This is a genomic window from Pelotomaculum terephthalicicum JT (assembly GCF_022410535.1).
In the GTDB taxonomy this organism is placed as follows: domain Bacteria; phylum Bacillota; class Desulfotomaculia; order Desulfotomaculales; family Pelotomaculaceae; genus Pelotomaculum_D; species Pelotomaculum_D terephthalicicum.
Genome location: NZ_JAKNBL010000038.1, coordinates 15,466 through 29,821 on the forward strand (window position 1 = coordinate 15,466; position 14,356 = coordinate 29,821).

The 14,356-nt window shown below is 47.5% G+C and carries 11 protein-coding genes; 2 read left to right on the forward strand and 9 right to left on the reverse strand.

All coding sequences use genetic code 11. From position 1 onward, the window contains the following. The first annotated feature begins 2 nt into the window (after nucleotides 1–2). Both L9W92_RS15440 and L9W92_RS15445 read left to right on the forward strand, forming a co-directional pair. Entirely contained in the window at nucleotides 3–680 is a 678-nt protein-coding gene (locus tag L9W92_RS15440) for a tetratricopeptide repeat protein (RefSeq protein WP_240084642.1), read from the forward strand. Nucleotides 681–749: 69 nt separating this feature from the next. Beyond that, on the forward strand, nucleotides 750–1,022 hold the full coding sequence (locus tag L9W92_RS15445) for a DUF4405 domain-containing protein (RefSeq protein WP_240084643.1): 273 nt from the start codon (nucleotides 750–752) through the stop codon (nucleotides 1,020–1,022). 481 nt (nucleotides 1,023–1,503) lie between these two features. Here the strand turns inward: L9W92_RS15445 and L9W92_RS15450 are convergent, their stop codons facing one another. The 9 genes from L9W92_RS15450 to L9W92_RS15490 form a co-directional block, all read right to left on the reverse strand. After that, nucleotides 1,504–2,037, reverse strand: coding sequence for a hypothetical protein (locus L9W92_RS15450; RefSeq protein ID WP_240084644.1), 534 nt, complete (start codon nucleotides 2,035–2,037; stop codon nucleotides 1,504–1,506). Nucleotides 2,038–2,615: 578 nt separating this feature from the next. Beyond that, nucleotides 2,616–3,212 carry a 2Fe-2S iron-sulfur cluster-binding protein gene (locus L9W92_RS15455; protein WP_240084645.1) on the reverse strand — a complete coding sequence of 199 codons (597 nt, stop codon included), beginning with the start codon at nucleotides 3,210–3,212 and terminating at the stop codon, nucleotides 2,616–2,618. After that, a complete protein-coding gene (locus L9W92_RS15460; protein ID WP_240084646.1) occupies nucleotides 3,205–5,136 on the reverse strand; it encodes an NADH-ubiquinone oxidoreductase-F iron-sulfur binding region domain-containing protein in 1,932 nt (643 codons plus the stop codon). The genes L9W92_RS15455 and L9W92_RS15460 overlap by 8 nt, the downstream gene beginning before the upstream one ends. Before the next feature lie 14 nt (nucleotides 5,137–5,150). After that, a complete protein-coding gene (locus tag L9W92_RS15465) occupies nucleotides 5,151–5,675 on the reverse strand; it encodes a complex I 24 kDa subunit family protein (RefSeq protein ID WP_240084647.1) in 525 nt (174 codons plus the stop codon). A gap of 51 nt (nucleotides 5,676–5,726) precedes the next feature. Next, the gene (locus L9W92_RS15470) at nucleotides 5,727–6,494 is read right to left on the reverse strand and encodes a hydrogenase iron-sulfur subunit (protein ID WP_240084648.1); all 768 of its coding nucleotides are present in this window, start codon (nucleotides 6,492–6,494) and stop codon (nucleotides 5,727–5,729) included. 67 nt (nucleotides 6,495–6,561) lie between these two features. Continuing rightward, nucleotides 6,562–9,660, reverse strand: a complete 3,099-nt coding sequence (locus L9W92_RS15475; RefSeq protein ID WP_240084649.1) for a CoB--CoM heterodisulfide reductase iron-sulfur subunit A family protein — start codon at nucleotides 9,658–9,660, stop codon at nucleotides 6,562–6,564. A 107-nt stretch (nucleotides 9,661–9,767) separates the two neighbouring features. Then, the gene (locus tag L9W92_RS15480; protein ID WP_240084650.1) at nucleotides 9,768–10,919 is read right to left on the reverse strand and encodes a (Fe-S)-binding protein; all 1,152 of its coding nucleotides are present in this window, start codon (nucleotides 10,917–10,919) and stop codon (nucleotides 9,768–9,770) included. Nucleotides 10,920–11,029: 110 nt separating this feature from the next. Further along, nucleotides 11,030–11,569: a 4Fe-4S dicluster domain-containing protein gene (locus L9W92_RS15485; protein ID WP_240084651.1), complete on the reverse strand. Its 540-nt coding sequence runs from the start codon at nucleotides 11,567–11,569 to the stop codon at nucleotides 11,030–11,032. Next, nucleotides 11,544–13,529: an aldehyde ferredoxin oxidoreductase N-terminal domain-containing protein gene (locus L9W92_RS15490; protein ID WP_240084652.1), complete on the reverse strand. Its 1,986-nt coding sequence runs from the start codon at nucleotides 13,527–13,529 to the stop codon at nucleotides 11,544–11,546. The genes L9W92_RS15485 and L9W92_RS15490 overlap by 26 nt, the downstream gene beginning before the upstream one ends. Nucleotides 13,530–14,356: the final 827 nt, after the last annotated feature.

Sequence of the window (14,356 nt, forward strand, 5' to 3'; positions counted from 1 at the left end):
TAATGAAAACAATCGGCTTATACATGCTCTTAACCCTTTTGACCGGCAATCCCCTTCTGTCCCTGGTCATCCTGCTGTTGATTTTCTTTTTCGCCGAGCAACGTTTTATCGGCATCCTGCCGGATATTTCCGCTCATTGGCGGCAGGGAAAAAAGACCAAGCTGTTGCAGAAGGAGATCAGGCTGAATCCGGCAAACGCCGAAGCCTGCCTGGAATTGGGAGAAATCTATTTCCGGCGGGGAAAATACGGGCAAGCTTTATCTTTCCTGGAGAACGCTTCCGGCAAGATGGCCGGACACCCGCTTTTTCATTTCTACCTCGGCGCGACATATTACCACCTTGGTAAAATTGAAGAAGGGGAAAAAGAGATTGAAAAAGCAATTGAGGCAAACCCCAAGGTCAGCTTTGGAGAACCTTATTTGTTTATTATTAGCATCTACCTGCAGAGAAAGCAACCGGATACAAGGATTGAGCATGTTTTTAATCAGCTTTTATTATACGGCTCGCCTAAAACATTCTATCAGGCTGGCAGACTTTTCCTGAATAACGATGACAAAGAAAGAGCAAGGCTTTTATTCAAAGAAACAATAGAAAACTATGATGCCTGCCGGGGAGCTTTGCGACGATTTTACAGGAGATGGGCGCTTCTTTCAAAAATCGCCCTGTTATCTATTAAGTGATTATTAATGAACGAATTACGATAGCATGCATTCAACAGAGAATGCTCAAAGAGAGGAGTAGTTTTTTCAATGCGGGCGAGAAAATATACTTCAATAATTCTTATAGTGACGTTTATCATTTTATCTGTTACAGGTATCCAAATGGATATGACTCATGCAATATCGGGGCCGCATGGGCCACACGGAACAGAAGGCGGTAATAATTCTCCGGTCATTAAAGAGTCCCCCGCACAGCCAGAGGATGGTTTTTATCCTAAAAGCCTGCATGAATTAATGGGATATATATTTATCATTGCTGCACTGGTTCATTTAAAATTTAATTATAAAACGCTAATACGCTAATATCGCACCCAGAGCTATTTTGACTCAAAGGTAGATATGGTCTTTTGGGATACTAATTCCATACTGGATACCGAGATACCGATCAAGTAGCCCTGGCCTACAAAGACTTGTGGCGGGTAGAACGGGCTTTCCGTGAGATTAAATCCAGCGGCCTCTTTTTTATGCGTGTCAATGCGTGCTACTGCAACCCCGTAACCCGCCCCATTCCTAGCCTTTCTCTAATTCCGGCACCAATAAAAAACGCACTGCGTCTCGCGTGCGTTATTGCATCCTTAAATGCTGCTTTTTGAAAATATCACTTTTTAACCCGACTTGACAGACCGATATCGAAGTTCAGGATACCACCATCCGCAGGCGCAAGCTGAAACATTTCATATGCGCGGCGGCGGGATTTTTTCGAGAGTAAAAGGAGGAAGAGGGAAAAGGTCGCCCCTATGGAGCGGCCTTTCTTTTGCCTTGCATTGTTTGGCCTGTTCAATGTCTATTTGCGTGATTTATCATCTTCATTTTTTAAAAGAGGTTTTGTCGCCGATGGTTGTAATTTCGGTGAAAAGAATTTTTTTATAGCCGGGACTAATGCATCTTCCTGCCACATTTGATACAGATAGATTAATATAAATTGAGGAATTGCCGGCAAAAAAGCTAAAAAGTTTGTTACATTAATCCGTACCCATATCCCCCGGTGACTTAACCAAGGCTGTATTAAAAAAATAAACACAGATGTCAATAATACCTCGGTAATTGTAAACAATATAAATTTACCGTAGGTATATTTTAATATCCAGATTTCCATTGCCAGAAGGGCAAAAGCTACAGGTAAAACCTCGTTTAGGGGAAAAATGCTCTCTCTAATAGTCCACCAGTTCCAGGAAACACCCATATCAACAATGATTATGTTTGTAATTGCAGTAAACAGTGCAGCAGGCATATATCGTTTAATATCTTTTTTGGGTATAAATAAAAGCGACAACCAGGGTATAATCCATATAGACCATAATATAAATTGGTTACTCATAGCGAACCTCCGATTATTTTTTTTTTAATTTTTACTTATTATTATAATTTTATACAAAGATTAGAACGGATTGCTAATATGGCTTCATCTGACTCCTCACGACAAGTCTTGTTTCAACCGGCTTTAGCAAATACGCTTCCACCGTCCGTGAGGCCTCCCAGGGTAAGGACACAGTCTTTCTCTCCATCCACCTGCCGCATTTACCCAAACTGACTCCGTGTAGCTATTGGACTTCGACTTGTTTAGCAGCCTTATCCTCAGTTTATGCCTGATGCGGTTCTGCTCGTCAGGCCGGAGATTTGCCGCCGCCTTCCTTCACACTCCACCTCGCGATGGACGCGCATACATAAGCTCTACAGGCGCATTCCCGGAGCAATAGCCAATGGGCTTTCCTGCCTTCTTCGCTGCATGGATAGTTTCCCAATAATTCTTAAGAATGGTTGCGGCTTCATAAGATGTCTTTAAAGCCCTACCTTTAATGGAACGCTTTCGTCGGCACCGCCGCTGACATTAAAAACGGCTAAGGGGCTACCGCCTTGACAGGCGGTGGCCCCTTGCGAAAAAGCATTAATCGCTGTCTATTCCGCCGTTGCGGGGAACGCGATCGCTTTAGCTAAAACATAAGCCGCTTGTAATGCCTCTGTAGGGCAAAGCGGGAAACATTCTTTGCAGTTCCAGCATTCCCTGGAGGCAATCTCCGGAATGAAGCTGATCTCCCGCTTTGTTCCTCTGTTAACAAATCCAATTGCTTCCTTCTTTTTGACCTCGGCACAGTATCTTACGCACAGACCGCAGTGAACGCAGAATGAGGGTTCTTTGGCAAAACGGTATTTATCCGCGCCATATTCCCGAGCCAAATCTTGCAGATCAAAGGCGTCAGGCGCGTGAGACAACAACAGTTCCAAGATCATTTTGCGAATGCGGTCTACCTTTTCAGACCTGGTTTTGACGACCAGACCTTTTTCCACCGGGTAAAGGCAGGAAACCACCAGCCTTGACCGCCCGCGTGATTCTAATTCCACTAGGCAAAGCCGGCAAGCGCCATAAGGCTCTAATTTCTCGTGGTGGCAAAGCGTCGGAATCGATATTCCCGCCTTTTGCGCCGCCTCTAAAACAGTCATTTCTTCATTTGCCGTGACTTCAATGCCGTCAATTTGTAAAACTATATCACTCATTTTTTTTGCCCCCCCTGACTATAATTCTCGCTTCTTCAGGGATAGGATCCGGAACAGGCTCACCAGAAATTTTCTTTACCGCGCGAAAACGCAGGGGGCAAACTTCGAAGCAAGTCCCGCATTTCGTGCACTTCTCCTGGTCAACCATATGAATCAGATTTTTACCGCCAATAATCGCGTTAGAGGGGCATTTCCTGGCGCAAATCGAACATGCCCGGCACTTTTCCGGGTCAATATAGAAGGCGATCAGCTCTTTGCAGGAAAGGGCCGGGCACCTCTTTTCCTTGATGTGCGCCTCATACTCATCTCTAAAGTACTTCAGCGTGCTTAAGAACGGGTTCGGAGCACTCTTGCCCAAAGCGCACAGGGCGGCTTCCTGGGCTGTCTCAGCCAGTTCCTCCAACAGCTCGATATCACCCTCTTTTCCCTTGCCCTGGGTGATGTTAGTCAGGGTCTGAAGCATCTGCCTGATGCCTTCACGGCATGGCACACATTTGCCGCACGATTCGTCAGTGAGGAATTCAAGGAAATACCTGGCAACATCCACCATACAGGTATCTTCATCCAGTACAATCATCCCGCCTGACCCCATCATTGAACCGGCCTTGGTGAGTTCATCAAAACCAACCTGCAAATCCAACAGGCCCTCAGGGAGACACCCGCCGGACGGCCCCCCGGTCTGCACTGCTTTGAATTTCTTGCCGCCGGGAATTCCACCGCCAATATTGTAGATAATATCCCTGAGGGTCATGCCCATGGGCACTTCCACAAGTCCGGTATTGTTGATCTTGCCGACCACGGAAAAAATCTTCGTGCCTTTGCTGCTTTCAGTTCCGAACGAAGTAAACCAGTCGGCGCCCTTGTTAATGATCAGCGGAACGTTGGACCACGTCTCAACGTTATTCAACACGCTGGGCCTGTTCCAAAGACCCTTCACGTTAGAACGAATGTACTTCGGCCTGGGCTCTCCCGCCCGGCCCTCCAACGCCGTCATCAGGGCGGTAGACTCACCGCAGACGAAAGCTCCGGCGCCCATGTGCACTTTAACCGTAAAATCAAAGCCTGAGCCAAGGATGTTTTTCCCAAGCAGGCCGTACTCCTCAGCCTGCTTAATGGCGACAGTCACATTCTCCACTGCCAGGGGGTATTCTTGGCGGACGTAAATATAACCCTCGTGAGAACCGACAGCATATGCTCCGATGGTCAACCCCTCGAGGACTGAGTGAGGATTGCCCTCAAGAAGGCTCCTGTCCATATATGCTCCGGGGTCTCCCTCGTCCGCGTTAACTATCACGTACTTGATGTCGCCGGGCGCGTTGCGGGATCCTTCCCACTTGCTCCCTGCGGGAAAGCCGCCGCCCCCTCTGCCTCTCAGGTTGGATTGCTTGACTTCCTCCACTACCTGATCAGGGGTCATCTGGAACAACACTTTAGCTAACGCTGCGTAGCCGCCGATTGCCAGGTAGTCATCGAGGTTTTTCGGATCAATACTACCGTTGGAACCGAAAACAAGCCGCTCCTGATTCTTGTAGAAGGGGATTTCAGATTCATAAATTATCTTTTCATTGGTAGCGGGGTCGGTATAAAGCAGGCGCTCAATGATCTTCTTCCCGATTATAGTCTCGCTGATTATTTCGGTAACATCCTCAGGCTTGATCTGGAAATAGCATATTTTCTCGGGATGAATAACTATAATGGGACCCTTCTCGCAAAAACCATGGCACCCCGTCTTCCTTACGTCCACCTTGTCGCTCAAGCCCTGTTCGGCAATCTCCTCTTCAATTCTCGCAGCGACTTCTTTACTACCGGAAGCATGGCAAGCAGATCCGGAACAGATTGTAATACACGGTTTATTTGTGTCTCTTGACGACAGGATGCTCTTCCGGAGTGCTTCCAATTCATTTGCTGAATTTATACGCTCCATAATTTTACCTTACCCTATTCATAATTTTTTAAAACGTCCGCCATTTTGGCCGGCGCCATCTTGCCGTGAGTCTTCCCGCCGATTTCCACTACCGGTCCTAAAGCGCAACAACCAAGGCAGTTAACCGTCTCCAGGCTAAACTTCAAATCCAAATCCGTTTCGCCGGGCTTAATTCCAGTCAGGTTTTCCACCGTGTCGAGGACACGCTGCGCGCCACGCACATGACAGGCGGTGCCCATACAAACGTGAATCCCGTGACGTCCCTTGGGAACCAGGCTAAAAGCCTTATAAAAGGTAGCGATTTGCTGTATCCGGGTTAACGGAACTTGCAATCTTTCGGCTACCTGATCTAACGCTTCCTTGGGAAGCCAGTGATTCTCGCTCTGAATCTCCAGCAATACCTGAATCAGCGAACTAGCCTTGCAGTTGTGTTTATCAATAATTCGATCGACTCTATCGCTCAATCCCTCAACGATACCGCTATGGCCGCACTCACACTTATGGTTATCAGTGATCTGATCAACTCTATCATTATCCATAGCCTGTCCTAATCTCCTTTTTTCCCTTTAATCCACCGCCCGCCTCTCACTTTACGCGAGGGCATAGCGCTTCAGGCCTTCATCGTACCTGACGAATCTTTGCCTTGACGAACTATTCAGGTGTCTTGATATTTCAGACGGCGTCAGGCCTAAAACTTTAGCGATCTCTCCGGTTGTTTGAGGTCCTTCCCGCAGGATTGAGATAATCTGGCTAATCGCCAATTTCTCCGCAATTGTTTCATTAAACACCCTGTTGAACTCGTCACTGGTGAAAAATTCATGATACACTTCCTCTGATTTCAAAGGTATTCTCAGTCTCTCCCTTTCCACCAGCCTAATGTAGGGAACCAGGTTTGTAACCGCCTCGAGTCTGGACTTCAATGCGTTTTCTTCTATTCCTTCGCCCTCGCCAAGCGGTCCCAACTCCATCACTTTTTTGTTAAAGTCATTCATAATTTCTGCAAAACGGATTCCTTCACCGGCGGATAAATTTTCAAGCCTTAACCTTTCAGGGTTCACCCCTATGTGCTCCATAATCTTTTTGAACAGAAGCACCATGCCTAAAGCACCGAAATTTCCGTCAGTGATATAGTGGCATTCGTTAAAGTGACACCCGCCGATAAACACCCCGTCCGCTCCATTCGAGAAGGCTCTAAGTACATGCTTCAGGTCCACCCTGCCGGAACACATCACGCGAATAAGCTTGGTGCAGGTAGCATATTGTTGTCTGGAAACTCCAGCCAAGTCAGCAGCGCCGTACGCTCACCAATTACACACAAAGCCTAAAATCCTTGGCTCAAACTTGCTTTCTGTACTCATTCTTATCTCACCTCCTTAGATAAGTAACCCCAATTTTGCAATCCCCGATTTGCTCAATACCGCACTTCTACAATTCTGCAAAAGCCGCGTCAATTTGGCTAAAGAGCTCTTCATTGTTGTAGTGCCTTAATGTAATAGCCTCTGTTGGACACTTCGTGTTGCAGAGACCATCCCCTTTGCAGAGAACAGGATTAACCCTGGCCTTTCTGCCTTGCGGTGAATTGTAAAACTCTATGGCGCCATACTCACATACGGTAATGCACGCCCCGCATGAAACACACTTGTTCTCATCCACCCCGCAAACTGAGCCCGAGGCTACGACAGTATCATTTGCTAGAAGCGTTAAGACACGGCCGGCAGCCCCATAAGCCTGGCTAATCGTTTCCGATATAAGCTTGGGATAGTGAGCCGTCCCGCACAGGTAAACGCCCTCCGCCCCAAAGTCAACAGGTCTTAATTTGACATGGGCTTCCTGGAAGAATTCATCCGGACCCAATGATACTTTAAATAATCCGGCTATATTATTTCTGTCCGCCGAGGGAATCACGGCGGCAGCCAAAGCAACCGCATCGGCGTCTATTTCAAGCTTTTTGCCCAAAATAGGATCAGTCACGGTAACTTTTAAAACTGGTTTTCCCTCATCAGACTCACCGGCTTCCACCAGAGGTTGATCATCCGGCTCATAACGGATAAACCGGACATCCTTACTTGCCGCTTCCCGGTAATAATCCTCTTTGAACCCATATGTTCTGATATCCCTGAAGAGAATGTAAACTTCCATCCCGGGATTTTTCTCTTTTAGTTTCAAGGCGTTCTTGATAGACTCGCTGCAGCATATCCGGCTGCAGTAATTTCTGTTTTCATTTCTGCAGCCTACACACTGGATCATCACAACACTTTCTGCGTTAACCACCTTTTCATTTCCGGTTGCAATCTGCTCCTCCAGCTCCAGGTGGGTCATTACCCGCTCATCTTCACCATAAAGATATTCGGTGGGCTGGTATAATTCAGCGCCCGTCGCGATGACGGCTGCTCCATGCTTAATCTCTGCGATTCCCCGTTTAGATTTCACCACAGTTACGAAATTCCCCACAAAACCGCTCGCTTCCGTGATGGTCGCACCGGTATACACATGTATTAACTGGTGCTGATAAACCTTGCGTATAAGCTCACGTAAATACGCCTGAACATCGGCCCCTTCCAGGGTGTAATGGATTCTCCGGGCCATTCCCCCCAGCTCCGTATCCTTTTCCACCAGGTAAACCTCATGTCCCTGGTTGGCTATGGAGAGAGCGCTGGTCATGCCGGCCACGCCTCCACCCAGGACTAACGCGGCCTTGTTGACGGACAGGTCAAATTCCTGCAGTGGCTCCAAATTGCAGGCCCGGGCCACCGCCATACGGATTATTTCTTTTGCCTTTTTAGTGGCTGCTTCCTTTTCTTTAGAGTGAACCCAGGAGCAATGTTCTCTGATATTGGCCATGTCGTAATAGTATTGATTAATGCCCGCCTCACGCAGGGTGTCCCGGAATAACGGCTCGTGGGTCCTGGGGGTACAGGCGGCTACAACCACACGGTTGAGCCCTTTTTCCTGGATATCCTTGGCCAGCATCGCCGCGGCTTCAGTGGAACAGATAAAGAGGTTTTCATCTGAGTGAACAACATTGGGCAAGGTTTTGGCATATTCAACCGCCTCGGGAACATTCACGATCCTTCCAATGTTAGCCCCGCAGTGACACACATAGACACCCACCTTGGGCTCCTCTTGCGAGACATCTCTTTCCGGCGGATACACCCTCGCCGTGGACAGGTTCCCCCGCCGGTAGTTAAGAATCTCACCACACTGGGAACCGGCCCCGCTGGCGGTTACAACCGACTCGGGAATATCAACGGGACCCTGGAACGCTCCGCTGATAAAAACTCCCGGGCGAGTGGTCTCCATCGGATTAAACGGATTGGTTTTGCAGAATCCGTGGGCATTAAGCTCAATGCCTAATTTGCTTGCCAATTCCGACATGCTCTTCGGCGGGTTTAATCCGACGGACAGCACCACCATATCAAATTCTTCCTCTTTTACTCCATCGTCAACTGTGGAATACCGTATGGTTACATTCTTGCTTTCCGGGATCTCTCTTCCGATTGTCACGTAGCTTCTGATAAACCGGATCCCGGGCAGGTTCTCCGCCCTTTGGTAGAACCGTTCGAAATCCTTGCCGTAGGAACGGATATCATTATGGAAAATGGTGCATTCAGCCTCGGCGTCATGGTCTTTGGTCAGGATCACCTGTTTCTGGGTATAAGTACAGCATACGGCTGAACAATAACTGTTGCCGCCAGGGATAACCTGTCTGGAGCCGACACAATGAATCCAGGCTATTTTATGAGGGTGCTTCTTGTCTGAAGCGCGCAATATCTCACCTTCGTATGGTCCCGTGGCGCATAACAGCCGCTCATAGTCCATACTGGTAACCACGTTCTCAAACTTGCCGTAGCCATAGTCGCCATTCAACTTGGGATCAAACGGCTCAAAGCCCGGAGCCAGAACGATCGCCCCTACTTTTACTTCCACCTTTTCCGGCTTTTGTTTGAAATCTATGGCCCCGGTTTTACAGACTCCCAGGCAAGCGGTGCATGTCTTGTCTTTCAGGTAAAAACAGCTTTCGTCAATATAAGGTTTAAGAGGTGTTGCCTGGGCAAAGTAAATGTGGATGGCTTTATTCTTCGATATATCCTGGTTAAATTGATCAGGGTACACGACCGGGCAGTATTCGGCACAGACAGTACAGCCCGTGCATTTGGCCGCATCAATATACCTGGGCTTTTTAACCAGGGTTACCGTAAAGTCTCCCGCTACCCCTTCCAGGCTGTCAAGCTCGGTATAGGTCATGATTTCAATATTGGGATGCCTCGCACATTCAGTAAACTTAGGAGATTCGATGCACATCGAGCAGTCATTAGTGGGAAAAGTTTTGTCCAACTGCGCCATGTGGCCGCCAATGGTCGGCGCTTTATCCACCAGGTAAACTTTAAAACCCGCGGTGCCGAGATCCAGCGCGGCTTGAATACCGCTGATCCCTCCGCCAACAACCATTACGTCTCCAAAATCACAGCTTCCACGTTTATTAATAAGTTGTCGAATCTTTTCTTTTAGCAACAATTCTTCCACTTTCTTCCACCTCGCCTGGTTTTCCCGCACTCTTCGGGTTAACCATACTTAATTTGTTGACAAGCAAGTTCAACCTCCCGCTACTTGCATGTCCGGCTTATCCGCCACTAAATCACCTCGCTGAGAACCTCCGTGATGTCCTTAACCTGAATAATTTTGTCATAGTTCAATACTGCCCTGCTATCCTCAAACATAGTGATGCAATACGGGCAAGCGGTAACGAGCACTTCGGCTCCAACCCCAATGGCATCATTCAATCTGATATTGGAAAAGCGGTCGGCAGCGTGGGTCTCCATCCAAATCCTGCCTCCGCCCATGCCACAGCAGAGGCTTTGTTCCCGCGACTCAGCCATCTCAATCAACTCTAAACCGGGTATCTTCTTTAATGCTTCCCGCGGTTCGTCATATACGCCGTTATGCCGGCCCAGGTAGCATGGATCATGATAGGTGATTTTCTTCATGTACTCTTTGCTGATCTGAAGCCTTCCCTCGTTAACCAGTTGGAATAAATACTGGGAGATATGAATCACTTCAAAGTTTGCGCCGAATTCAGGATACTCGTTTTTGAACGTGTGGTAGCAATGAGGGGAATTAATAAGGATTTTCTTTACCCCGTTATCGATGAAAGTTTTGATGTTTTCCCTGGCTAATTTTTTGAACAATTCCTCATTGCCCGTCTTGCGGATGCTTTCCCCGCAGCAATTCTCCAGTTCACCCAGGATACCGAAATCCACCCCGGCTTTATTGAGGACATTGGCCGTGGCTTTGGCCACTTTTTTTAATCTTGGGTCATAGCAAAGGTAGCAGCCGGGGAAATATAGAAATTCCATTCCTTCTTCGAATGTTTTTACGGAAAGGCCTTTCGCCCAATCCGTCCTGTTTTTCCGGTTTTCAGCGAAGGGGTTGCCTTCCGCGGTCAGGTTTGAGCTTACGCCGCGTACCGGCTTGACGGCGGCGGGGAAAACTCCATACCCGGAGGCCATCCTGCGCAGGGCCTTCATGTTTTCGATCTGCTTGACGTCCCTGGGGCATATCTGAGCGCACTTTCCGCAGGTGGTACAGCGCCAGATCTCTTCATGTTCGATCTCGGTCAAACCGAATGCGGCCTCGCGGATGAGCTTGCGCATACTAAAATTTCTCACCTTATTCCAGGGGCAAACAGTGTCGCATTTGCCGCATTGATAGCAATATTTAACGGCTTCTCCACCGTACTCTTTTATTTCACCCATGACCTCTTTGAAGGGGGCTACAGTTTCCACAATTAATCCTCTTCTTTCACATTTAGTTGGGGACATTCCTGTCCAGAAATTATCACCCGGACTTCAGCAGGTGTGTCCCCTGTCCTCTTTCGGTGTGTCCCCTGTCCTTATTAGTCCTTTTCTATCATACGGGCAACGGTTTCCAGCAGCTTATCCATTCCATGCGTGTTTGCCAACGCTCTCAGTCCAATCTCCATATCGCTCACATTCTCTTCTTCCTCGACTTCTTCTTCCTTTTCCACGTAAGTCAGGACGTTATTTATGCATATTGAAACACACATCGGTTCTGGTAGCGGCGGATCGCTTTCACACATGTCGCATCTCAAAGGAAGACCGGAATCAGGCTCTTTGAATCTGTCCCTGGTTGGACAGGAGGCCCTGCACAAGTCACAATCGGCATATTCTTTCCCGTCAATAATGTATGAGTCTCTACCTACGCATCCGGCCGGCGTATACTCGCCCGCGAATACCGGAAACCATATGTCTTTTCGCCGGTAAGTAACTACCTTGATGCGAGCCCTTGCCGGATTACAGATGCTGTATTTCGGTGTGGCGTGAAAGCCAGCGCAGGCGACCTCACATGCCCGGCAGCCATTGCACTTATCCGCGTCAATTTTGATTGACTTAACAATCTTCTTTATCTTGGCCATCTTTATATATCCCTCTCTTTACCAAGTCATCATAAACATAATCCAGATCTAATTCATGCAACCGTTCTTTTGTAGGGATACCGTCATAAGTCCACCCTTTGAATTTGTAATACGTGGTTAAGAGTTCTTCTTCGAGCTCAGGGAATCTATGCTTCCAGTGGTCTTTCGGCGGCGCCTCATCCTTTCTTGACATGCCCCTTCTATTATTAAACGCCCGGTGTAAATTCCGGCTTCTATTGACTATTTTCTTAAGCGATTCTTCATCCAGATCCATCCCGGTCGCCGCATTAATGAATTTCGGGTAGTTGTGTACGTGATAGCCCGGCTTATAGCAAAATGATCCCATACCGGCGCACAACCCGATGGCGTCGTCAATATTGTGGATTTGCTCCATCCAATCCACAATTTCAGAACACATTTGCGGGGTTGGGTAATATGGATTTGAGCCTTCTCCACGCGGATTCCAGCCCATGAAATAATCAATAAACTTTGGATCGGGAACCTGGATCCAGTCCTTGGCCCAGTGTTCCTTTAATTCTTGGGTGGGCTTAGCCGTTTGGGGCCAGTTCCCTTCAATTTGGGTAATACTTATCTTCTCGTTAGTGGCAAACATAAGAAAATAAAGGGGATCCAGCATGCCCAGCTTGACGTTCATCTGCTCGTGTTTCTTAATGGTATTATGGTCGAATTCTTCCGCGCCTTTGCCAATCCTGCGGGCCGCCCAATAAACACCGTCGGCCAGATAATCTCCAATTCCATCCCGGTGGGCGAGTTTGTCAAGCAGCCAGAAGAATCTTCCCTCGTTATCGGTCGGGCATCCTTTAAAGTCCGCATCAGTAAAAATGCCGGCCTCATAGAGCTCAACAGCAAAAGCCAAAATTTGCGGAGTTGAGAATGAGTCCACTCCATACTCAAAAGACTTGTGCAGGATTCTCCAGGTAAAATCCATGCTGTCTGATTTGGAACCAAATAGATAGCTTAGTTTTGAGAAGCATTTCATCATGTATCTTGGAACGTCCTGGAAGGAAATTAACGTCCCGCATTGCTGCGGACAGTTAAAACAGCTGATAAACCGTTTTACCGCGCTCCAGTGGCTCTTGCTCCATCTCTCGAAGATTTCTTGGTTCCAAAAATCTTTTCTCCGTGTGCGGGCATTTCCCCAGGCGAAACCTGTAGTATGCCACTGCTCATCAACATGTCTCATCGCCTGCGGCGACCCGACACCCGAGTGGATGACCATTTCTATGCCCGTAAGGGGATTTTCATTGCGGTGCACTACAAATTTCTTCAATTCTTCCAGATGCTCCATTAATTTAACGCCGTCGTAGATATTGATGTCCTTTGTGCCGCGCACGGCGATCGCCTTGACGTTTTTGTCTCCCATAACGCCGCCGCTTCCAAGTCTGCTGGCACTCGACCTGGACTGCTCGATCGAAGCGACAAAGGCCCGGTTTTCACCGGCCAGGCCGATGGCGGACACCTGGGCGTCCGGCTGATTCAGTTCCTCCCGGATGAGATCTTGGGTTTCCACAGCGCCTTTACCCTTTAAATGCCTGGCGTCACGTATTTCTACTTTGTCATTGTGTATCCATATATAAACCAAGTGCGGGGCCTTGTTGCGCAGTATTACTTTGTCATAACCAGCGTACTTCAATTCCGACGCCCAAAATCCCCCCATCATCGGATATGCCAGCAAGTCAGTCTGCGGAGAAATTGTCGTACATAAGGTGCGGTTAGTGCTCCAGGCATATGTGGCGCCTAAAAGGCCGCTGCTGAATACCAGCAGATTCTCGGGATCAAAAGCTTTAGTCTCGGGTGGAACCCGATCCCAAAACAGCTTGACATCGGTGCCGAGACCGCCCAGGTGAGTCTCCATTAATTTCGGATCGGTTTCCACCCGTTCGATGTTTCCTGTGGCTAGATCGATTTCCAGGTTATAGCCTGTCTCTGCATATCTCATTCTTACACTCCCCTAAGTAATTTTTAGTCCTCTGGATATCTCGGAAACTCTTAGGAATTACTTCCAGTGGACTACCCAAGGTAAAACAGCTATTGTTGCAAAAAACAACCCAAAATACTCATACTATCAAGAATATCAAGCCTTCCCACATCACCCGGTCACTCAATGAACCTATCCCCCCTCATCAAATTTTTTCCATAAGCTCTTTAAGCTCTTTATGATCAAATATCAAATGGTTTAATTTAACCTTTAAAATCTCACACTTTACTCATGCAAATGTTATGCCAACCGCCCGCATTGCATTCAAAGGAAAATTTCATGCGGCAATATATGCCGGACTGGCTCTTAACCTTGGAATAATTTCTTTATGGATATCACATGCGACAGACCTTCCTGACATATTGTGTAAGCGGACATCCTCCCTGACAGGTTGTCCCTGACTTACACTCCCTTCATTCATCCGGAATGTCCAGTTTAAAAAGATCATAATGAAACGTGTTACATTGCAGCAGGCTTATAGGGATCCACATCAAACACTATTCCAGTTTTAAATGAGATCTCTCTAAACAATGTATAAAAGTCACACACTGTATGATAAAAAGACAAAAACCAATACCAAGAGATTTACAAAATTAACATTGCAGCTCATTTCCCACCTAAAAAAAAACATCCTTTCGGGTGCTTATTCAAACAATTATCACTTGTTAGCGGTATAATAAAATGCAGCAAAAACGGCCACTAAAAATGCAGCAAAAATGGCCACCAAATACAGCACTCAGCTGGAAGAAATGGAAATGTGCTACCATGGACACAAATCCATTTACAAG